This window comes from Kiloniellales bacterium (genome assembly GCA_030064845.1).
In the GTDB taxonomy this organism is placed as follows: Bacteria; Pseudomonadota; Alphaproteobacteria; order Kiloniellales; family JAKSDN01; genus JASJEC01.
This window is the reverse complement of record JASJEC010000089.1, coordinates 28,727-47,295: the sequence shown is the minus strand read 5'-3', so window position 1 is coordinate 47,295 and position 18,569 is coordinate 28,727. Positions and strand designations below refer to the sequence as shown.

Here is an 18,569-nt window from a genome sequence, read left to right as displayed (position 1 = left end):
ACATGAGCCACGGCGGCGGCGGGCGCGCGACCGCGCAGCTGGTCGCGGAGCTCTTCCTGCGCCACTTCGACAACGCGCTGCTGGACCAGGGCAACGACCAGGCCTGCTTCCAGGCGCCCAGCGGCCGCATGGTGATGACCACCGACGGCCATGTGGTTTCGCCGCTGTTCTTTCCCGGCGGCGATATCGGCGCGCTCGCCGTGCACGGCACGATCAACGACGTCGCCATGGCCGGCGCCCGGCCGCTCCATCTCTCCGCCGCCTTCATCCTGGAAGAGGGATTCCCCCTGGCCGAGCTGGAGCGGATCGTGATCAGCATGGCCGGGGCCGCAAAGGCAGCCGGCGTGGCCGTGGTGACCGGCGATACCAAGGTGGTCGAGGCGGGGAAGGGCGACGGCGTCTTCATCACCACCACGGGCGTCGGCGTGGTGCCCGACGGGATCGAGATCTCCGGCGATCGCGCCGAGCCGGGCGACGCGATCCTGGTCAGCGGCAGCATCGGCGACCACGGCATCGCCATCCTCTCGAAGCGCGAGAACCTGGAGTTCGAGACCGAGATCCGCTCGGACAGCGCGGCCCTGCACGGTCTGGTCGCCGCCATGGTCGAGGCGGTTCCCTCGATCCATTGCCTGCGCGACCCGACGCGCGGCGGCCTGGGCACGACGCTCAACGAATTGGCCCAGCAATCGGGCGTCGGCATGCGGATCCGCGAAGCCGACATCCCGATCAAGCCCGACGTGGCGGCCGCCTGCGAGCTGCTGGGGATCGATCCGCTCTACGTCGCCAACGAAGGCAAGCTGGTCGCGATCTGCCCCGCCGCGAAGGCCGAGCGCCTCCTGTCGGTCATGCGCGCTCACCCGCTGGGCCGCGACGCCTCGGTCATCGGCGAGGTGGTCGCGGACGAACACGCCTTCGTGCAGATGGAGACCGGCTTCGGCGGGCAGCGCATGGTCGACTGGTTGACCGGCGAGCAGCTGCCGCGGATCTGCTGAGAAATGGGCGCGCCTTCGTCGGCGGCAGACACCACGACGGCCGAGGGCTTTGCGGTCCGCATCCGCGGCCTGGTCCAGGGCGTGGGCTTCCGTCCCAGCGTCTGGCGCCTGGCCCGGGACCTGGGGCTGGCCGGCGAGGTGCGCAACGACGGCGACGGGGTCCTCGTCCGCGCCTGGGGTCCGGCCAGCGGGTTGCAGGGGTTGCTCGATCGCCTGCCGCGCGAGGCGCCGCCGCTGTCGCGGATCGACCGCATCGAGGTCGCGCCCCTGGATCAGGCGGCCGAGCGCGCCGACTTCATCATCGTCGAGAGCGCGGGCGGCGCCGTCCGCACTGGCGTGGTCCCCGATGCTGCGACCTGTCCGGCCTGTCTGTCCGAGGTCATGGACCGGGGCGACCGGCGCTATCGCTATCCCTTCGCCAACTGCACGCACTGTGGGCCGCGGCTTTCCATCCTTCGCGCCATTCCCTACGACCGCGCCAACACCAGCATGGCCGCCTTTCCCCTCTGCGCCGACTGCGCCGCGGAGTACGGCAGTCCGGCCGACCGGCGCTTTCATGCCCAGCCCAATGCCTGCGCCGTCTGCGGGCCCCGTCTGTGGCTCGAGGATGAAGAGGGTGCGCCGCTTCGCGATCCTGACGGGCGCGACGCGATCTCACACGCTCGGGACCTCATCGCCGCCGGCGCGATCGTCGCGGTCAAGGGGATCGGCGGCTTCCATCTTGCCTGTGACGCCGCCAACGAGGCCGCGGTCGCCCGGTTGCGGCAACGCAAGCGGCGCTTCGACAAGCCCTTCGCCCTGCTGGCTCGCGACCTGGCAATGGTCCGTGACTACGCGCGGCTAAGCGAGACCGAAGCGGCGCTGCTGCGGAGCGCTGCCGCGCCGATCGTCGTGCTCGATCGCCTGGAAAGCGCTGCGCCCCTTGCGGCAGGCATCGCGCCCGGTCAGAACGGTCTGGGCTTCATGCTGCCCTACACGCCGCTGCACCATCTGCTGGCCCAGGACCTCGCGCGGCCGATCGTGCTGACCTCGGGCAACCGCAGCGACGAGCCCCAGGCGATCGACAACCGCGACGCCCGGGCGCGGCTCGCCGGCATCGCCGACGCTTGGCTGCTGCACGACCGCGAGATCGTCAACCGGCTCGACGATTCGGTTGCGCGCGTGGCGGGCGGCGTGCCGCGCCTGCTGCGCCGGGCGCGCGGCTACGCGCCGGCGCCCTCGCCCCTGCCGCCGGGTTTCGAGGCGGCCCCGGCCGTCCTGGCGATGGGCGGCGAGCTGAAGAACAGCTTCTGCCTGCTGAAGGACGGCCAGGCCATTCTCTCGCCCCACATCGGCGACCTCGACGACCCTTTGACCCATGGGGATTACCGCCGGTCGTTGGACCTGTTCCGCGCGCTCTTCGAATTCCAGCCGGATCTGGTCGCGGTCGATCGGCACCCCCAATACCACGCGACCGAGTGGGGCCGCCGGCTGGCCGACCAGGAAGCCGTCCCGCTCGCCGAGGTGCAGCACCACCACGCCCACCTGGCGGCCTGCCTCGCCGAGCACGGCAGACCGCTCAACGGCGGCCCGGTGCTCGGCGTGATCCTCGACGGGTTGGGCTACGGCGCCGGGGAAGATCTCTGGGGCGGCGAGTTCCTGCTCGGGGACTACCTGGGTTTCCAACGCCTGGCGAACTTCGCCCCGGTCGCGCTGTTGGGCGGTGCCAAGGCCATGCGTGAGCCCTGGCGCAACACCTATGCTCATCTCCGGCAGTTCCTCGGCTGGGAGGAAGTCGAGCGGCGCTGGCCCGATCTGCCGATCGTGCGCTTCCTGGCGAAGAAGCCCCGGCACACGCTCGATCGCATGATCGAGCGCGGAATCAACGCGCCGCCGGCCTCTTCGGCCGGGCGCCTGTTCGACGCCGTCGCCGCCGCGCTCGGTCTGTGCCGCGCGCAGGCCAGCTTCGAAGGTCAGGCGGCGATCGAGCTCGAAGCGCTGGCCGAGACCGCGGCGTCGGAGCGGCGGGCCTACGGCTTCGCCACCGGCGGTTCGAAGGGCGCCGAGCTCGGCTGGGCGCCGCTCTGGGAGGCCCTGCTCGACGACCTCGCGGCGGGCGTGGCGCCGGCCCGTATCGCCGCCCGTTTCCACAACGGGCTGATCGACGCCCTGGCGCGGACGGCGGCCGGACTGGCGGCCAGCCGCGGCGTGACCTCTGCGGTCCTGTCCGGCGGGGTGTTCCAGAACCGCATTCTGCTCGAGGGCGTCACCGCCGGGCTCGAGGCCCGCGGCCTGCAAGTCCTCAGCCCCGTGCAGGTTCCGGCCAACGACGGCGGGCTGTCCCTCGGCCAGGCCTGTGTGTCGGCGGCCCGCAGGCTTCGTGATGGCATAGCGCTCGACGGCGCGAGGTAGAGGCGTAGTCTGTTAGCCCTGGACTGGCATTGGTTTTCGCAGGGCCTGCCCGACGCATCAGCTCTCCGAGGCAGAGTGGACCTCAGTGCCATGAAGGCGGAGATCGCTGCAAAAAATCGGCTGCCATTGCCCAAGCAGACACACTGCTGCCTCAGCCAGATCTGGCAAATCTAGCCATGACCGGCCTTGCACTCATCGCTTCAACGCAAGATTTCGTCACTTAGCTCCTGGGGTATAGGTGCGTTAAGATCGCGGAGAAGGGAGCCCGCGCATGGAACGCCGACTCGCCGCCATTCTGTCTGCCGATGTAATCGGTTACAGCCGCATGATGGGCGAAGACGAGGCTGTGGCAATCGGCGTGGTCCGCGACCTCAAAGAAAAGTACCTGGAGCCCACTGTCCGCGATCACGGGGGTGAAGTACTCAAGCGCATGGGAGATGGCTGGATGATTGCCTTCTCCTCCATATCTGCGGCTGTTCAATGCGCAATGGAGACACAGACTAAATTAGTTGGAGTTCCGAGAATTAGATTGCGCATCGGGGCACATATCGGCGAGATCATTTTCGATGAGAACGACTTCCATGGAGCTGGTGTCAATCTGGCGAAGCGTCTGGAAACGGAAGCGCCGCCCGGTGGGCTCATGATATCGCAAGACCTACACAGGCAACTGGGAAGTGACCTTGCGAGAGAGTTCACGGACGCAGGCAGCTTCAACCTCAAGAACATTGCGCTGCCTGTGAATGGGTTCCAATGGCGACCGCGACGTCATGATTCAGCGGGAGCCGGCAAGGTTCCTAGCATAGCAATTGAAAGCTTCGACTTCGCTCCTAACGAACCTGACACGCGAGCGGTCGTAGCGGATTTGCGGGGCCAATTGATCCTCCGCCTGTCGCGTCGCACTGGTATCACGGTTCTCGACGAAAGCTCGGGCAGGATTGACGACTCGGACTATATTCTGCGCGGAAGACTTCGCCTCAAGGGTACCCGTGGCCGCTTTACACTCACACTAATCTTGAGGAGTGAAGCTCGACCAGTGTGGTCTGAGACCTATCAGGGCGACAGCTCAGATATCTTCGAGTTCTGTGATCAGCTGGTCAGAAGAGCAGACTCAGACCTGCGGATACAGACAAATGCGTTTGATGGAGACCGGATCGCTCATGTGCCCGACCATGAGCTTAGTGTATCTGAATTGCGATCCAGGGCCGCGAATTTGTTCTACAAGGTAACAGTTGAAAGCTGGGGTCAGGCACTGGTGCTCTTGGATCGGGCCTTGCAGCTGAACCCGGACGACGCGATGGCATTGGCTATGCACAGCGAGGCGATAGTGGCCTTGGCGTCGGCCCGATACGAAGAGCTGTCGGATCGGCAGATCAGAAGTCTCCGGGAGAACCTGGATAAGGCGGTCGAGCATTCCCCGCGTAGCGACTATGTCTTTTACGTACGGGGGTTGTTCCGCACCTGCGCAGAAATGGATCTCCCTGGCGCGTCAAGAGATGCGGAAAGGGCCTTGGCCATCAGCCCTGACTTCTACTACAACCACTACTTGTGTGGCCTTATCCAGCTCGCCTCTGGTGATTACGGTAACGCTGTAAAGGATTTCAGCAGAGCTGTTTCCATAGGCCGATCAGATCCGTGGCTAGCTCTCCATTGTTACCTAAAGGCCATTAGTCTTCTCTGTGCTGGTGATCCGGAAAAAGCCATGGATTCAATCCAGCAGGCAATACAGTTGCGTCCGAATCAATGGGCCTTTCATCGGCTACTAGCAATCTGTTCTCAGGAAGGGGGGAATGCTGAGGCCGCCAAAGAAGCCGAGACACGTGCATCGACCTTGCCGCGAAACCCTTCGATTCTGGCCCATCGGCCGCCTTTGCCTTCCGATAAGGCTGACCTGTTAAGTAGACTGTCACCACGTGGTGGTTAGTTGCGAGGCTTGCCGCCAAGGGTCCAGCGCGAGAGTCGGGGGCCTGTTCAGCCGGTCGGCAGCAAGCCGGCAAGCACGCCCTCTTCGAAGGCGTCTTCGGTGGCGGCCAGGCGGTCGATCAAGCGCTCCGCGGCCGACGCGACCGGCGGCGACAGGCGGCTCCCGAAGCCGAAAGCGGCGCCGGTGATGCCGATGACCACCAAATGATCGGGCAGGCGCCCTAGCGCCCGGCCGAGCGCGACGGCTTCCGGCAGGCCCAGCCGATGGGTTGAATGCACGAAGGCGGCCCGCGCGAATTCCGGGTCGTCGAGGTCGGTGAACACGCGGACGGTGCCCGCCGCTCCGGCGTCCGCCACGGCGTCGATCACGATGCAGGCGCGCCGGGAGTGCCAGCGGTCGAGCAGTCCGGTGCCGTCGCCCTCGTGGACCAGCGCCGGCAGGCCGCGTGCGCGCAGGCCGTTGGCGACGAAGGGGCCGACCCCGTCGTCCTGCCGCTCGGCGTGTCCGACGCCGATGAAGATCCCGGGTTCAGGCGCGCTCAATATCGAGCTTGAGGAAATGCGTCGCGCAGGAAATGCAGGGATCATAGTTGCGGATCGCCTGTTCGCAGCGCCACTGCAGATCGTCATCGTTCAGCTCATGGAACCGCTCGACCGTGCTGACCAGGTCGAGCTCGATCTGCCGCTGGTTCTGCGACGTGGGCGGGACGATGGCCGCGGAGACGATGGCGCCGTCCTCGGCGACCTCGTAGCGGTGGTAGCAGATGCCGCGCGGCGCTTCGGTGATGCCGTGGCCGACCCCGGCGCGCAGGGGCGCGTCGACGAAGCTGGGATCGGGCGGCGCATAGGCGCCGGCGAGCCGGGCGGCTTCCCGGAAGGCGTAGATCGTCTCGACCTGGCGGGCCAGCAGGCTCTTGAAGGGGTTGCGGCAGCCGGGAACGAGTCCGGCCCGTTCCGCGAGACCCAGGATATCTGCAGGGAGGCGGTCGGCGTTGAGGTTGAAGCGCGCCAGCGGGCCGACGAAGTAGGGCTGCCCGTCGACGGTCGCGCCCTGGAAGGCGTTGGAGTGGGGGACCTGGCGCTCCTCGAAGTGTTCGGAGAAGTTCTCGACGCCAATGTCGAGGCCGGCCGAGGAGACGATGCGTCCCTCGGTGATCGGATAGTCGGTCTCGTGCCGCATGGCGACGAAGAGGTAGTCGACCTCGAGGTCGGGAAAGTCGAAACCGGAGAAGGTGTCGAGCGCAGCCACGGAGAGCGCCTCGCAGCGCTCCAGCTCGGGTACCAGGGCGCGCACCTCTTCGGCTGACGGCGCGCGGTAGAAGCCGCCGACCCGCGTGTTGACCGGGTGGACGCTGCGGCCGCCGATCACCTCCATCAGGCGGTTGCCCATCTTCTTCGCCGCGAGACCGTTCTCCACCAAGGTGCGGTTCGACCGGGCCAGCTCGATCGAGTCCTGGAATCCGAGGAAGTCCGGCGCGTGCAGCATGTGGGTGTGCAGTACGTGGCTCTGGATCCATTCCCCGCAGTAGATCAGGCGGCGCAGCTCACCGATCGGCCGGGGGATTCGCCAGCCGAGCGCGGCCTCCATGGCCTGGCAGGCGCCCATGATGTAGGCGATCGGGCAGATCCCGCAGATCCGGGAGGTGACGTCCGGGGCGTCACGGAACGAGCGGCCCCGCAGCAGGCCTTCGAAGTAGCGCGGCGGCTCGAAGATGCCGAACTCCGACTGCACCACCTTGTCGCCCTCGAGGCGGACCTTGAAGCGTCCCTCGCCCTCGACCCGAGCGAGGGCGTCGACCTGGATGGTGCGCGTTCTATCCGTCATGGTTGCGACGCTCCGAGGCGAAGGCGGGCGCGCCCGCGGCGAAACCGCCGAACAAGTCTCTGATGGTGCGCCGGTCGGCGCCGAGCTTGGCCAGCTCCGCCGCCAGTGCCGCGGTGTTGGCGCCCTCCTTGGGGCCGAAGCAGCCGTAGCAGCCGCGCCCGATCTTTGGGCAGAGGTTGCCGCAGCCGCCCTGGGTGACCGGTCCCAGGCAGGGGATGCCCTTGGTGACCGTGACACAGGCCGTGCCCGCCAGCTTGCACTCGGCGCACTGGCTGTAGTCGGGGATCGACGGCTTGCGGCCCTTGGTCAGGGCGGTGATCGCCTCGATCAGCTGGTGCTTGTCGATCGGGCAGCCGCGCAGCTCGTAGTCGACCTCGACGTGGTCGGCGATCGGCGTCGAGGTCTCCAGCGCGTCGATAAACTGCGGGCTGGGATAGACCGACGCCCTGAGGGCGTCGTGATTCAGGGTATTGCGCAGCGCCTGGATGCCGCCCGCGGTCGCACAGGCGCCGATGGTGATCAGGATCCGGCTGTCGCGGCGGATCTCCCGGATACGTTCCACCTCGTGGGCGGTCGAGATCGATCCTTCGACCAGCGAGATGTCGTAGGGGCCCGGGCGCGTGGTGCGCGTGGCCTCGAGGAAATAGGCGATGTCCACCGCCTCGGCGATGTCGAGCAGCTCGTCCTCGCAGTCCAGCAAGGTCAGCTGACAGCCGTCGCAACTCGAGAACTTCCAGACCGCCAGGCTGGGTTTCGTCATTACAACTCCCACACAGTCATGAGGTCACGGACCGCCGGGTAGGGAAAGACCGGCCCGTCCCGGCAGATCAGGTGCGGCCCCAGCTGGCAGTGCCCGCACCAGCCTATGCCGCATTTCATGTTGCGCTCCATGGAGACGTGGATGTCGTGCTGCGGCACGCCGGCCTCGGCCAGTGCCTGCGCCGTGAAGCGCATCATGATCTCCGGTCCGCAGACCATCGCGACGGTCTCTGCGGGATCGCGCAGCATGGTCGGGATCAGGTCGGTCACCAGGCCGACACGGCCGCTCCAGTGATCGGCGGACAAGTCGACCGTAACGCCGACGCGCAGATCGGCCGTGTTCGACCAGCCGAGCAGCTCCCGCGCGTACAAGATCTGGTCGGGCGAGCGCGTGCCGTAGACGAGGTCTATGCTTTTCAGCCGGTCCCGGTTGGCGAGCGCCCAGTAGAGGATCGGGCGCGTCGGGGCTAGGCCCAGGCCGCCGGCGACGATCATCAAGTGCTTGCCGACCGCGCGCTCGACGGGCCAGGCCGTGCCCAGGGGGCCGCGCACACCGATCCTCTGCCCCTCCGCCAGTTTGCAGACCGCACGGGACACGGCGCCGACGCCGCGGATCGTCTGGACCAGGGTATCGGTCGCCGCGGGATTGCCGGAGACGCTGATCGCGATCTCGCCGACGCCGTGGACGTAGAGCATGGTGAACTGCCCCGGGGCGAAAAGCAGGGGCTCGCCGTCCGCCGCCGCCATCTTGAGCGTGACGCAGTCCGCAAGCTCCTGCTGCCGGGCAAGGACCTCGAAGGCCCGCGGCAGCATCCCGGCTTCAGCTGTCGCCGCGCGCTGATCGACCAGCGTGTCGATGCTCATTGCGCGCGGCCCACCTCGGTGGGCGGCGCATAGAGGTCGAGCAGACGCATCCTGGTGGATTCGAGCCGTGCGGCGATCACCGGCAGGAAGCGTTGCATGACCTGGTAGCCCAGAGCGGGCACGGCATCGCACTTGTTGCGCAGGCAGGCGGCGTCAACACCGGTGACCCTGACATCGTCCACGGCTCGCATATCGAAGCGCCAGTGATAGGGCGGCAGCATCCACGAGACGCCGACGAGTTCGCCTGGATGGGCAGTCTCGACGGTCAGCCTGCCGCGCCCGGGCATGCGCAGTTCGAAAGCGACGTCTCCCGCGCGCAACAGATAGAAAGTGTTGGCCGGCTCGCCTTCCTTGCCCAGATAACTGCCGGCCGGGAAGTGCAGGTTGCTGGCGCAACCGACCAGCAGATCGGTGATCTCCTTGTCGATCCCGGCGAAAATCGGATGGGCTGCCAGGATATCGGCCATCGACTTCATCTTGCTGTCAGCCATCAGCTCTTCTCCTCAGCGCGCCCTGCGCCCTGATCCGCGCTCGCCAGGGCCGCGATTTCGCTCGTGATATCGATCCCGACCGGACACCACCCGATGCAGCGGCCGCAGCCGACGCAGCCGGACATGCCAAACTGGTCGTGCCAGTGGGCCAGCTTGTGGGTAATCCACTGCCGATAGCGCGAGGCGGTTTCGGTGCGAACGGCGCCACCGTGCAGGTAACTGAACTCCAGTGTGAAGCAGCTGTCCCAGCGGCGCCAGCGCTCGGCCTCTGCGCCGTCCAGGGAGGAACGCTCCTCGACCGTCCCGCAGAAGCAGGTCGGACAGACCATCGTGCAGTTGGCGCAACTCAGGCAACGTTCGGCGACCTCTGTCCAATGGGGATGCTCGTAGCTGCGCTTGAGCAGCCCCTCGACGCCTTCGGGCAAACCCCGCTTCTGGGTTTCCGCGCAGGCGCGCGACCCCTCGCGGGCGGCCCGCAGGTCGGCCTCGCTCGCGGGCTCTCCGGGCAGCTCGCTCAGGATATCGCGGCCGCGGTCGCTGCCCGCCGCGACAATGAAAACGTGGCGCCCGGGCTCGATCACCTCGTCGATCGCCAGATCGAAGCCGTCCTCCGCCCGCGGGCCGGTTCCCATGGAGGCGCAGAAGCAGGTGCCGGCAGGTCGCATGCAGTTCACGGTGATCAGCAGCAGAGCCTCCCGCCGCCGGCGGAAACGCCCGTCGACGAAGGGCCCGTCCTCGAACACGGTCGTCAGGGTGTCGAGGGCCGCCAAGTCGCAGGGGCGGACCCCGAAGACGGCCGAGGGTGGCGCCTCGACCGGCTCCTCCCGCGCCACCATGTCCTCGCCGACCGTGTAGAGGCGTTCCGCGGCCGGATAGACGATGCGCTTCAGGCCCTGCATGGGAAGCGTGTGGTCGAAGAAGGCGTCGCGGGGCCCTTCGACAAGCCGGACCGCGCCGGCCTCCGCCGCCTCGACGCGGCCGCGAGGCAGATCGGCGGCGGTGTCGATCGGGTCGAGCCCGAGCGCGCCGTCGCGCTCCCGCGCGCCCCAGATCCGATAGCCCCTGGCCTTCAGGACGCCAATCAGATCGTCGAGTCCGCGAACCGTGATGAGGATGGGTGTCAAGGCGGCGCGGTCCACTCCAACCTGTCCTCTTGCGCGGTTACCGAAGGGCGGCCACTACTTCGCACGGCGGTCGCATGCCGAATATGAGATAGATCAATGGCGGGTCATGCAAGAAGGATGTGCCGGGTGCCGAAAAGCGCGCCAACCCGAGACTCCGCTCTCACTCCACGGTTAAAATCCGCGTGGCCTCGAGCGGCGCGTCCGCCACGGCGAGGGCTCTGTGGTCGTTGCTGTTTAGCGTGACCGTCACCGCGACCTCGCCTTTGGGAAGCGCGCCGAGGTGGAACCATGGCCCGTAAACGCGGGCGACCTTCCGGCCGTTGACGTAGGCGTGGGCGTGGCCTTCGCCTGCCCGGTGCGGACCGCTTGCGTTCCCCGGCGAGAAGCGGAAGTTCGTCGTCTCGATTCGGAGGTTCCAACCGCTCATCCGGTCCGGGATGATCTCGATCTCGAGGGTCGGGGCTTCCGGGCCCGGGGGCAGGGAGAGCAGCTTGCCGTGGTCATGGCCGCCGTCGCCGGCCTGCATCGCCATGGACCTCGCGCCGGCTCCGTGGCCGTGGCCGTCGGCGCCGCGGTCGGGGCCCTGGTTCGTCGATAGCGCCGCCAGGGCGACGCCGCAGACGCCGACCAGCCCGATAGCGCTCGCGATCATGGTCTTATGCATGGGCCTTATCGGAACCCTCGGCGAGCGACACCGGCTCGGGCGGGAGGCGCCCGATGACGCCCTTGCGAAAGAACGAGGGACGCTCGGCCATGGGTGGAACGCCGTGGGGCGAGCGTGAGACCGCCTTGGCGGCGGCGATCACGTCAGTGACGGCGCCGCTCGCCGGCACGTCGCCGACAACATAGCTCCAGCGGCCGAGAGCGCGGAACGCCAAGGTCACCGGGCGGTCGCAGACCGCGAGACAATCCACCGCGCGAACCGCGACCGACGGGTCACCGGCGCAGGCTGCCGCCAGCGCGTCGTGGAGTCGCAGGCCGTCAGGGCTTCCCGGCGACGTCGAGCCGCAGGCGACGCAGATATCGACAACCACGCCTACGGGCCCATCGGCGCGCGCATGCGACGCGACTTCAGCCGCGTCCGTCGGCGTCATGCGGCCGCCGGCTCCTCGCCGGCCGAGAGCCGCTCCCAGGTGAACCCGGCGACCGCCCCGGTCAGCGACCAGGCTACGGCATGGATCACGAGCGAGGCGGCGGCGAAGTGCCCGGACAGCTCCGACGGCACCGCGCTGGTGAACTCCTGCGGGTGCGGCGCGCCAATGACGTGCGGCGCGACGATCAAGGCCAGGCCGGCCGCGATTGCTGTCGGCGTGGAGATCCGGAGCGCCAGGAAAAGACCGGCCGCCGTCGCGAGCATCGTCCCGAACCACCAGAACTGCCGCGCGCTCAACTCCGCGGCCGCTGAGCCCGGCAGTTCGGGGCTGAGGCCGAGCGCGGGTGCGAGACCGGTCGCCGCGAAGGCCGCCGCGCCCCATATCAGCCCGTTGCGGGCGTCGATCCGGGCGCCGGCCAGCACCATGGCGCCGAGCAGAACGAGCGCGAAGCCGAAGGTCGTGCCGACCGAGGTCACCGAGGTATAAAACGTCCGCTCGAGCCCGTCCGCCGGGCCCCATTCGTTTTCGCCGTGCTCGGCGTCAATTGGCAGGGCCAGCGGCTCGCGCGGAGCGGGCGCAGGCCTCAGAACTGCCGGCTCGATGCCCCACCCCGTGACTGCCGCTTGAGGACCGCCTTCGTAGGTTTCGGCTTCGAGGATCAGTGGCGTGGTCGTCACCGCCTGGAGCAGCGCCACCGTGAGGCCGGCGACAATCCCCGCCGCCAGCGCAGACTTCGCAAGTCGGGTCAGCATGCTCGCGCCCCTAGTGGCAGGGGAACGCCATCGTATGGCGCGTGTCGTGAGCCGCGTTGTGCAGCGTCGTGGCGTTGGCGAAGCCGGTCACGTAGACAATTGCCAAGCCCGCGAGGAGCGCGAAGACAGCGATCAGCCGTGGCGACTGTGCTACGGCGGCGCTTTGGGCGGTGTTTGTGGTAGCGGTGCTCATCGTTCTCCTCCGATCCGCACAAAACTTTCGCCGGGGCTCACCCGGCCGCGTCGATCAATCGAAGGGGGAAGATCCACGGACTGTCGACCGAGACGCTTAACGGTCGGCACCCGCCAGACGCTCACCCCGTCGCCCGGTTCGTCTGCGAAGCCGGTTTCCCGGCGTCGCGTCCGTCGGCAGGTCTCCTGGCTCGCGGATCGTCGGTTCGGCCAGCCTTCCCAGGGCGAACCCCAGTGGTCTCTTCGGCCCAACCTCGCCGCTTACAGTTGCGGGGGCAGCCACGGCTTCGGCCCCATTCTCGGCGAACCTCACCGTATTCCCTCTTCGTCCCGGTCGTTGCTTCCCGGGAACCGACGGGAGCTATTTCAGCCTTCGAAAACACTCCCTGTCAATACGCGCCCTCGCGGGTCGTGCCTGATTGAAGCACGTCCTCGCGCCCGGCATTGACTTTGGGCAAGTGGGACTCATCTCCCCGGCCAGCTATGGCCTTATCATGACGCCGCTGCTGCACCCCTTTCTGGTCAACGACCGCTTCTCTTCGACAAGAGTGCTTTTTTTGATCTCGCGCGACCGGGCGACCCGGCTTCGGCCGGTCACTCTTGGACATGACGCATTGTCAGGGCCGCGGCCGCGCCGCACAGGGCCATCAAGGACAGCACGGCGACTCCGGCCAGAAGGCTGAATGCCATGATCCCGCCTAGCACGGCTCCGAACACGATCAGGAGCAGGCCGATGATCGTATTGCTGAGCGCAACGTACTCGGCCTTACGATCTCCGCTGGCCAAGTCCACCACGTGGGTTTTGCGGCCGATTCGCACGCCCGAATGAGCGAGTCCCAGGACAAAGAGAACAGCCGCATAGAATCCGATGTAACCGGTCCAGGAGGGGGCTAAAGCCAGGGCGAAGACCACGGCGACGCCCAAAAGGCCTGCCATGGCCGCGGCCATGGCCATGGCCAAACGGCTCGATCGGTCGGACAAGGCCCCCCAGAACGCGGAGCTCAACGCGCTCGCCAAGCCCGAGGCAATCATGAGCCAGCCGAGACTGTCGAGGGATTGGCCGGTCTCTCGTTGTGCGATGGTGACGTAGAGGGGGCCGACCAAAGCGGTGGAAATCATGAGGGCGCGGGCGACGAGGAACTTGCGAAGCTCTTCGTCGGACATCAGAAGCCTGACTTGGTCGAGAACGAGATCGCCAAGGCTGCGCCCGCCATCGGTCGCGCCCGCATACTCATTGATCAAGGCGAAGCTGGCCGCCGCGGCAAACCAACAGAGGCCGGCGGCCACGACGATCGCATAGAGCAGCCTATCGGACGGTTCACCTTGAGGGCTGATCGCCAGATATGCCCCGACCGCAAGGGCGACGAGGCCCGACAAGCTCGCGGCGTAGCCACTGATGCGGCCGCGGCGTCCCTTGGAGACGGTTTTCCCCAAGGTGTCCTTGGCGGCGATCGACGCGACTCCTCGGGCCAGACTGAAGACCGTGATGAGTACGATGATGGACCAGCCCGCAGAGGCCCCGCGAAGCCCCATGAAGGCAACCAAACCCACAAGGATGATGCAGAGCCCTTCGACCAGACTGCTGGCGATCCAGAATCCCTTTCGCACGGCGAAGCGGCGAATGAATCCGCCGATGAGGATTTGCGGCAAGAGAGCCAGTGACTCGCGGATCGGAACCAAGAGACCGATAAAGAACGCCGGCGCGCCGACGCTGCCCAGGACCCAGGGCAAGACGACCTTGCTGTCGGCAAGCACGTCGCCCGTCTTGCTCAAGGCCTGGGCGGCCACGTGACAGAGGAAGCTCCTCGGCTGCTCGCGACACTGTTCTTCGGGTATGTCGCGGCATAAGCGCGCGTCGTCGTCACCCGTGGCAAGGTCATAGACGCGAAAGGCCAGTCCGTCTTCGGTCTGCTCTTGAACTGACGGTTCTCCGGTCATGCGCGCAACCTCGAGGCCCTTCTCCGGCCCGCTCGTCGTGTCGTCGGAGTCGCCAGCCTAAACGATCGGCGGATCGTCGGTCAGTTCGGAGGTCAGCCCGACCTCGTATTCGGCCTCGGGTTCGAAGGCTTCCAACGAGCGAGCGACGATTTGGGTGCCCTCGTGATGGGCAATGTGAAAGAGCGCATCGCCCTCGTGCACGAGCGGCAGGTTGGTTCTCCCGATCACGACGCCGTCGCTGCCGCTTGTCACCGCCATCTCGTTCTCGCCGAAAGGGTCGGCGATCACGCCAAGGAGCTCGCCTTGCCTGATCTGACTGCCGAGACCGACGACGGCGCGCAGCAGCCCGCTCTGAGGCGCCCGTACCCAGTTGCTGGAACGGATGACGAGCGGCTCGCGCGCCTTTCCTCTCGCTTTTCGCGTCGGCAGCATTTCCAGTGATCGCAGGACGCGCACAATGCCCTTGACCCCTGCGCGAATGCAGGGTTCCGCGAATCGCAAGGCCTCGCCGGCCTCGTAGACGATGACCGGCACACCGCTGCGAGACGCTGCCTCGCGCAGGCTACCCTCCCGGAAGCCAGTGTTGACCATCAGGGGAACGCCGAAAGCCCGCGCCAGCCGCTCGGTTTCCGGATCGTCAAGGTTGCCGCGAACCTGCGGAAAGTTGTCCCTGTGGATCGCGCCGGTATGCAGATCAATGCCGTGCGTCGAATTCTTGACAATTTCGCCCAGGAAGAGGTGTGCTAGACGGCCGGCCAAGGATCCTTTTGGAGAACCTGGGAAGCTGCGATTGAGATCGCGCCGGTCGGGCAAGTAGCGCGACAACGATAGGAAGCCGGGCACATTCACGATCGGCACCGCGATGAGCGTGCCGCGCAGTCGCGTGAGCGCGCTCAATCGCAAGAGGCGGCGGATGATTTCCACCCCGTTGATCTCGTCGCCGTGCAGGGCCGCGCAAACGAACAGCTTTGGGCCTGTTCTTCGACCGTGAATGACCTGGACAGGCGCCGTCAGCGGGGTGTGCGTCGAAAGGTCCGTGATGCGCATGTCGATCGTGGCCCTGGTCCCGGCGCGAACCTCCACGCCGCCGATGACGATCGGCGGCTGTGGTGGGTTCGATTGGCCCCGACGTGTCGACGATGCTGGTTCTTCGGGGCCTTTGTCGAAAATCGCACTGTCCGACTGAGCCGTCCGGCCCTTTTCCCGCGACGTCCTCATAGCATCGACATCAGCAGGGTCGCGATTCCGAGGAAGGAGAAGAAGCCGGCGATATCCGTGACCGTCGTCAGGATGATGGACGAGGATTGCGCGGGATCCTGACCCAACCGCTTCAAGGTGATCGGTACAAGCGCGCCGGCAAAACCGGCTGCAACCATCGCCAGCACCATCGATGTTGCGATGACGACAACCAGTCCGAGGGACCCGCTCCAGACCAAGACGCCGATGCCGCAGGTCAGGGCGATCGCCAAACCGTTTATGAAGCCGACGTTGACCTCTTTGAAAGTCACGGCGAACCAGTGCCTGACGGTGATCTCCCGGAGCGCGAGGCCACGCATCGTGACGGCAAGCGCTTGCGCCCCGGCATTGCCTGATTGCCCAGCGACGACCGGTAGCAGAACGGCCAAGGCCGTCACTTGCGCAATCGTCTCCTCGAACAGACCGACCACCGCAGCCGCCAGAAAGGCGGTCAGCAGGTTGACCTGCAGCCAGGGCAGGCGCTTGCGGACGGCAAAGGTGACGGGGGAAAGTGCCCTTTCGTCCCTGCTGGCGCCGACCATTGTCTGGAGCGCGCCGCTGGCGGCCTCCTCCAGCGCTCTCACCAGGCTCGAGTAGCGGACGACGCCGACCAGACGGCCATCGAGGTCGACGACCGGTATGTTCGGCAGCCGCGACGTCTCGAGCACTTCGACGACCTCGTCGCGCGGCGCCGTGGCCTGAACCGATACCTTGATGGGAGACGAGATCTCGCCCAAGGTCTGGTCCAGCGCCGCGGTCGCGACGTCGTGGATCGCCACTTGCCCCGACAAGCGGTTTTCGTCGTCGGCCAGAAACAGCGTGTGCAGACCGCGCAGCGTCGACTGGCGGAGACGGTCCAAGGCCGTGGCCACCGTCATATTCGGGCGGAACACGCCGATCCTGGTTTCCATGAGGCGGCCGGCGCTGTCGTCCGGATAAGTCATGAGTTCCCGCAGTTCGTCTTGCAGAGAGCTATCGAGCAGCCCGAGATAACGCTCGCGTTCGTCGACATCGAAGTGGCCGAGCAGCGTCAGCGCGGCGTTCGGGCTCATGTCCATGAGCAAGCGCCTGGCCAGCGGCTCGGGCAGGTGCCGCATCAGATCGGCGGCGAGATCCGGCGCCATCCAGGCCACGAAGGGCGCGACAACCTCAGCCGGCTGTACCGCGAGCGTCTCCGCGATCTCGGCGGGCGGCATGTCCTCCGCTTGTCTTGCCGCATCGAGCGGAAAATCCCTCAGATAGTGTCGGTTGAGTGCGACCGACGCTGCTTCGGCAGGACTAGCCATTCAAGTCTCCTGACCTTCAGAGAGCCTCGTAATCTCCGGCTCGGCGATGGCGATGCGCAACAAGCCCGACAAGGTCACCAGGAAAGCCTGCGCGAGATGCGTCAGCATCACGTTCATCCGCGCAGCTCCAAGGGGGCTTTGATCGTCGACCAGGCCCTCGCGCAAGCTTTCGAAGTGGAGAATGCCGATCAGACGGCGGCCTCGCTCGCAGACCGGCATGGTGAGGGCGGTTTCCCAGGCTCTTGACGAGACAGCCGCAGCAAGCGTCGCCTGTGGAGCCAACCACTCGACCTCGCGCCGCATGATCTCGCCGAGCGGCGCCTGGTCCTCCGCGCTCAGAAGGACGTCGACCGCCACGAGCCCAAGCAACCGCCGCTTTTCGTCGACAACGCAAACCGAGGAGCCGAGCCGGCGCGCCGACTGGCGGACCGCGCTCAGGCAAGCTCCAACCGTTATGTCCGGGCCGAAGGTGGCCTGCGGCGCATCCATCCAGGCGCCAACGGTGCCTGGGTCGTGAGAGAGGAACCGGCGCAGAGCCGCGGATTTCCTCTTGGGAGCAGCCGCCAGGATGGCTTCCAGAGCATCCTTGGGCAGAGCGCGCAAGACCACGGAGCGCGAGGGCGTAGCCATTTCCATCAGCAGGTCGACCGCCGCCTGTGGTGTGCTCTGGGCCAGGATCTGGGCCGCCCGGCCGGTCTGCAAGAGGTTCAAGACGGGCGCCGCTATGTCCTCGGGCACCTGCGCGATGAAGGCCGCCGCTTCCCTTGGCGGCAGTTGATCCAGCACTCGCGCCGCAGCGGCGGGGTGCGTCTTGAGGAACGCGATGCTGAGCTGCGTTGATCTATTCATCGCCGTGAGCCTCAGTGAAGAGCAGGGTGGTCGCGTCGCTGAAAGCCTTGGCGGGAACAATGGCCCGCCCATTTTCCGTCGCTAGAATGACGCTGACCGGCGTCAGCTCGAGGATCTCTCCCTCGATCTCGCCCATTCTGGCCTGTTGTCCCGGCTTGAAGTGTTGCTGCAGGTAGTGCGCGCCGATGAGATTGCCGACGAAGCTGCGCGCGCCGAGGGCGAAGGCCAGGGCCAAGCTACCCGCAAGGGCGCCCACCAAGATTCCGATCAGCGTGACCAGCAGCGTCACGTCGATGCCGACTTGGTTGATGCCGAGAACCAGCGCCGTCACGAGGATCGCCGACTGGACGCCGCGGCCGAACAATTCGGCGTGGGGGACGCCGGCCGAGGCTATTGTGGCGAAGGTCAGGTCCCGCGCCAGCGCGCTGATCAGCACGCCGACCAAGATGATCAGGCCGCCTGCCAGGAGAGTCGGCAGATAGGCCACGACGCGGTCCAACCAGGTAGAAAAGGCTTCCAGGCCCAGCATGCGCGCGGCGGCCGTCACAAAGAACAGAATAATCAACCAAAAGGTCAGGTTGCCGAGCAGCTTGACGCCGGTGTTCGAGAGCTTCAGGTGCCGTGCCCGCTCCGGGCCGAATCGACGATCGAAGAAGCCGTTGAGCCAAAGGGCCAAGCGGACGCCTGCCGAACGGAAGAGCCGCGCCGCCAGCCATCCCAGCAGCAAGATGAGTATGGCGCCGAGGAGAACCGGTAGGTAGTCGACAATTCCGCCCACGAGGCTCGAAGCGGCTTCGCTCACTTCCTTCGCCCAAATGGAGACCTCATCCATGTTGCCTTCTCCTCAAGCAATCGC

General features: G+C 66.6%; 18 protein-coding genes and 1 riboswitch. Of the genes, 3 read left to right on the top strand and 15 right to left on the bottom strand.

Annotation, left to right across the window (positions count from 1 at the left end; genetic code table 11):
* The first annotated feature begins 2 nt into the window (after positions 1-2).
* The 3 genes from hypE (at position 3) to QNJ67_21715 (ending at position 5,304) form a co-directional block, all read left to right on the top strand.
* On the top strand, positions 3-992 hold the full coding sequence (hypE, locus tag QNJ67_21725) for a hydrogenase expression/formation protein HypE (GenBank protein ID MDJ0611608.1): 990 nt from the start codon (positions 3-5) through the stop codon (positions 990-992).
* A gap of 3 nt (positions 993-995) precedes the next feature.
* Complete coding sequence (gene hypF, locus QNJ67_21720; GenBank protein ID MDJ0611607.1) at positions 996-3,383, top strand: carbamoyltransferase HypF; 2,388 nt, start codon at positions 996-998, stop codon at positions 3,381-3,383.
* 271 nt (positions 3,384-3,654) lie between these two features.
* Entirely contained in the window at positions 3,655-5,304 is a 1,650-nt protein-coding gene (locus tag QNJ67_21715) for an adenylate/guanylate cyclase domain-containing protein (GenBank protein MDJ0611606.1), read from the top strand.
* Between the two features lie 47 nt (positions 5,305-5,351).
* On the opposite strand, the gene QNJ67_21710 is transcribed toward QNJ67_21715, so the two are convergent.
* The 15 genes from QNJ67_21710 to QNJ67_21640 all read right to left on the bottom strand — a co-directional run bounded on the left by QNJ67_21710 (position 5,352) and on the right by QNJ67_21640 (position 18,545).
* On the bottom strand, positions 5,352-5,846 hold the full coding sequence (locus QNJ67_21710; GenBank protein MDJ0611605.1) for a hydrogenase maturation protease: 495 nt from the start codon (positions 5,844-5,846) through the stop codon (positions 5,352-5,354).
* Positions 5,833-7,128 (bottom strand): nickel-dependent hydrogenase large subunit, encoded by a 1,296-nt coding sequence (locus QNJ67_21705; protein ID MDJ0611604.1) that lies wholly within the window; start codon positions 7,126-7,128, stop codon positions 5,833-5,835. Before QNJ67_21705 ends, QNJ67_21710 begins: the two co-directional genes overlap by 14 nt.
* A complete protein-coding gene (locus QNJ67_21700) occupies positions 7,118-7,888 on the bottom strand; it encodes an oxidoreductase (protein MDJ0611603.1) in 771 nt (256 codons plus the stop codon). The genes QNJ67_21705 and QNJ67_21700 overlap by 11 nt, the downstream gene beginning before the upstream one ends.
* Entirely contained in the window at positions 7,888-8,751 is an 864-nt protein-coding gene (locus QNJ67_21695; protein MDJ0611602.1) for an FAD/NAD(P)-binding protein, read from the bottom strand. Before QNJ67_21695 ends, QNJ67_21700 begins: the two co-directional genes overlap by 1 nt.
* Positions 8,748-9,242 carry a cyclic nucleotide-binding domain-containing protein gene (locus QNJ67_21690; GenBank protein MDJ0611601.1) on the bottom strand — a complete coding sequence of 165 codons (495 nt, stop codon included), beginning with the start codon at positions 9,240-9,242 and terminating at the stop codon, positions 8,748-8,750. The genes QNJ67_21695 and QNJ67_21690 overlap by 4 nt, the downstream gene beginning before the upstream one ends.
* Positions 9,242-10,366 carry a 4Fe-4S dicluster domain-containing protein gene (locus QNJ67_21685; GenBank protein MDJ0611600.1) on the bottom strand — a complete coding sequence of 375 codons (1,125 nt, stop codon included), beginning with the start codon at positions 10,364-10,366 and terminating at the stop codon, positions 9,242-9,244. The genes QNJ67_21690 and QNJ67_21685 overlap by 1 nt, the downstream gene beginning before the upstream one ends.
* A 160-nt stretch (positions 10,367-10,526) precedes the next feature.
* Positions 10,527-11,030 carry a hypothetical protein gene (locus QNJ67_21680; protein MDJ0611599.1) on the bottom strand — a complete coding sequence of 168 codons (504 nt, stop codon included), beginning with the start codon at positions 11,028-11,030 and terminating at the stop codon, positions 10,527-10,529.
* Positions 11,023-11,460, bottom strand: a complete 438-nt coding sequence (locus tag QNJ67_21675; protein MDJ0611598.1) for a DUF1636 domain-containing protein — start codon at positions 11,458-11,460, stop codon at positions 11,023-11,025. The genes QNJ67_21680 and QNJ67_21675 overlap by 8 nt, the downstream gene beginning before the upstream one ends.
* Entirely contained in the window at positions 11,457-12,212 is a 756-nt protein-coding gene (locus QNJ67_21670; GenBank protein ID MDJ0611597.1) for a CbtA family protein, read from the bottom strand. The genes QNJ67_21675 and QNJ67_21670 overlap by 4 nt, the downstream gene beginning before the upstream one ends.
* 10 nt (positions 12,213-12,222) lie before the next feature.
* Entirely contained in the window at positions 12,223-12,405 is a 183-nt protein-coding gene (locus tag QNJ67_21665; protein ID MDJ0611596.1) for a CbtB-domain containing protein, read from the bottom strand.
* A gap of 157 nt (positions 12,406-12,562) precedes the next feature.
* A riboswitch (cobalamin riboswitch) is annotated at positions 12,563-12,775 on the bottom strand.
* 223 nt (positions 12,776-12,998) lie between these two features.
* On the bottom strand, positions 12,999-14,342 hold the full coding sequence (locus QNJ67_21660; protein MDJ0611595.1) for an MFS transporter: 1,344 nt from the start codon (positions 14,340-14,342) through the stop codon (positions 12,999-13,001).
* Positions 14,343-14,399: 57 nt separating this feature from the next.
* Complete coding sequence (locus QNJ67_21655) at positions 14,400-15,389, bottom strand: succinylglutamate desuccinylase/aspartoacylase family protein (GenBank protein ID MDJ0611594.1); 990 nt, start codon at positions 15,387-15,389, stop codon at positions 14,400-14,402.
* A gap of 167 nt (positions 15,390-15,556) precedes the next feature.
* Entirely contained in the window at positions 15,557-16,864 is a 1,308-nt protein-coding gene (locus tag QNJ67_21650) for a magnesium transporter (GenBank protein MDJ0611593.1), read from the bottom strand.
* Positions 16,865-17,713 (bottom strand): hypothetical protein, encoded by an 849-nt coding sequence (locus tag QNJ67_21645; GenBank protein MDJ0611592.1) that lies wholly within the window; start codon positions 17,711-17,713, stop codon positions 16,865-16,867.
* Positions 17,706-18,545 carry a hypothetical protein gene (locus QNJ67_21640; protein MDJ0611591.1) on the bottom strand — a complete coding sequence of 280 codons (840 nt, stop codon included), beginning with the start codon at positions 18,543-18,545 and terminating at the stop codon, positions 17,706-17,708. The genes QNJ67_21645 and QNJ67_21640 overlap by 8 nt, the downstream gene beginning before the upstream one ends.
* Between the last annotated feature and the right edge of the window lie 24 nt (positions 18,546-18,569).

Coding starts and splice junctions, on each gene's coding strand:
- QNJ67_21715 (MDJ0611606.1), top strand. CDS start 3,655: ATGGAACGCCGACTCGCCGCCATTCTGTCTGCCGATGTAATCGGTTAC.
- QNJ67_21640 (MDJ0611591.1), bottom strand. CDS start 18,545: ATGGATGAGGTCTCCATTTGGGCGAAGGAAGTGAGCGAAGCCGCTTCG.
- QNJ67_21695 (MDJ0611602.1), bottom strand. CDS start 8,751: ATGAGCATCGACACGCTGGTCGATCAGCGCGCGGCGACAGCTGAAGCC.
- QNJ67_21670 (MDJ0611597.1), bottom strand. CDS start 12,212: ATGCTGACCCGACTTGCGAAGTCTGCGCTGGCGGCGGGGATTGTCGCC.
- QNJ67_21675 (MDJ0611598.1), bottom strand. CDS start 11,460: ATGACGCCGACGGACGCGGCTGAAGTCGCGTCGCATGCGCGCGCCGAT.
- QNJ67_21700 (MDJ0611603.1), bottom strand. CDS start 7,888: ATGACGAAACCCAGCCTGGCGGTCTGGAAGTTCTCGAGTTGCGACGGC.
- QNJ67_21665 (MDJ0611596.1), bottom strand. CDS start 12,405: ATGAGCACCGCTACCACAAACACCGCCCAAAGCGCCGCCGTAGCACAG.
- QNJ67_21645 (MDJ0611592.1), bottom strand. CDS start 17,713: ATGAATAGATCAACGCAGCTCAGCATCGCGTTCCTCAAGACGCACCCC.
- QNJ67_21690 (MDJ0611601.1), bottom strand. CDS start 9,242: ATGGCTGACAGCAAGATGAAGTCGATGGCCGATATCCTGGCAGCCCAT.
- QNJ67_21650 (MDJ0611593.1), bottom strand. CDS start 16,864: ATGGCTAGTCCTGCCGAAGCAGCGTCGGTCGCACTCAACCGACACTAT.
- QNJ67_21660 (MDJ0611595.1), bottom strand. CDS start 14,342: ATGACCGGAGAACCGTCAGTTCAAGAGCAGACCGAAGACGGACTGGCC.
- hypE (MDJ0611608.1), top strand. CDS start 3: ATGAGCCACGGCGGCGGCGGGCGCGCGACCGCGCAGCTGGTCGCGGAG.
- QNJ67_21680 (MDJ0611599.1), bottom strand. CDS start 11,030: ATGCATAAGACCATGATCGCGAGCGCTATCGGGCTGGTCGGCGTCTGC.
- QNJ67_21705 (MDJ0611604.1), bottom strand. CDS start 7,128: ATGACGGATAGAACGCGCACCATCCAGGTCGACGCCCTCGCTCGGGTC.
- QNJ67_21655 (MDJ0611594.1), bottom strand. CDS start 15,389: ATGCGCATCACGGACCTTTCGACGCACACCCCGCTGACGGCGCCTGTC.
- hypF (MDJ0611607.1), top strand. CDS start 996: ATGGGCGCGCCTTCGTCGGCGGCAGACACCACGACGGCCGAGGGCTTT.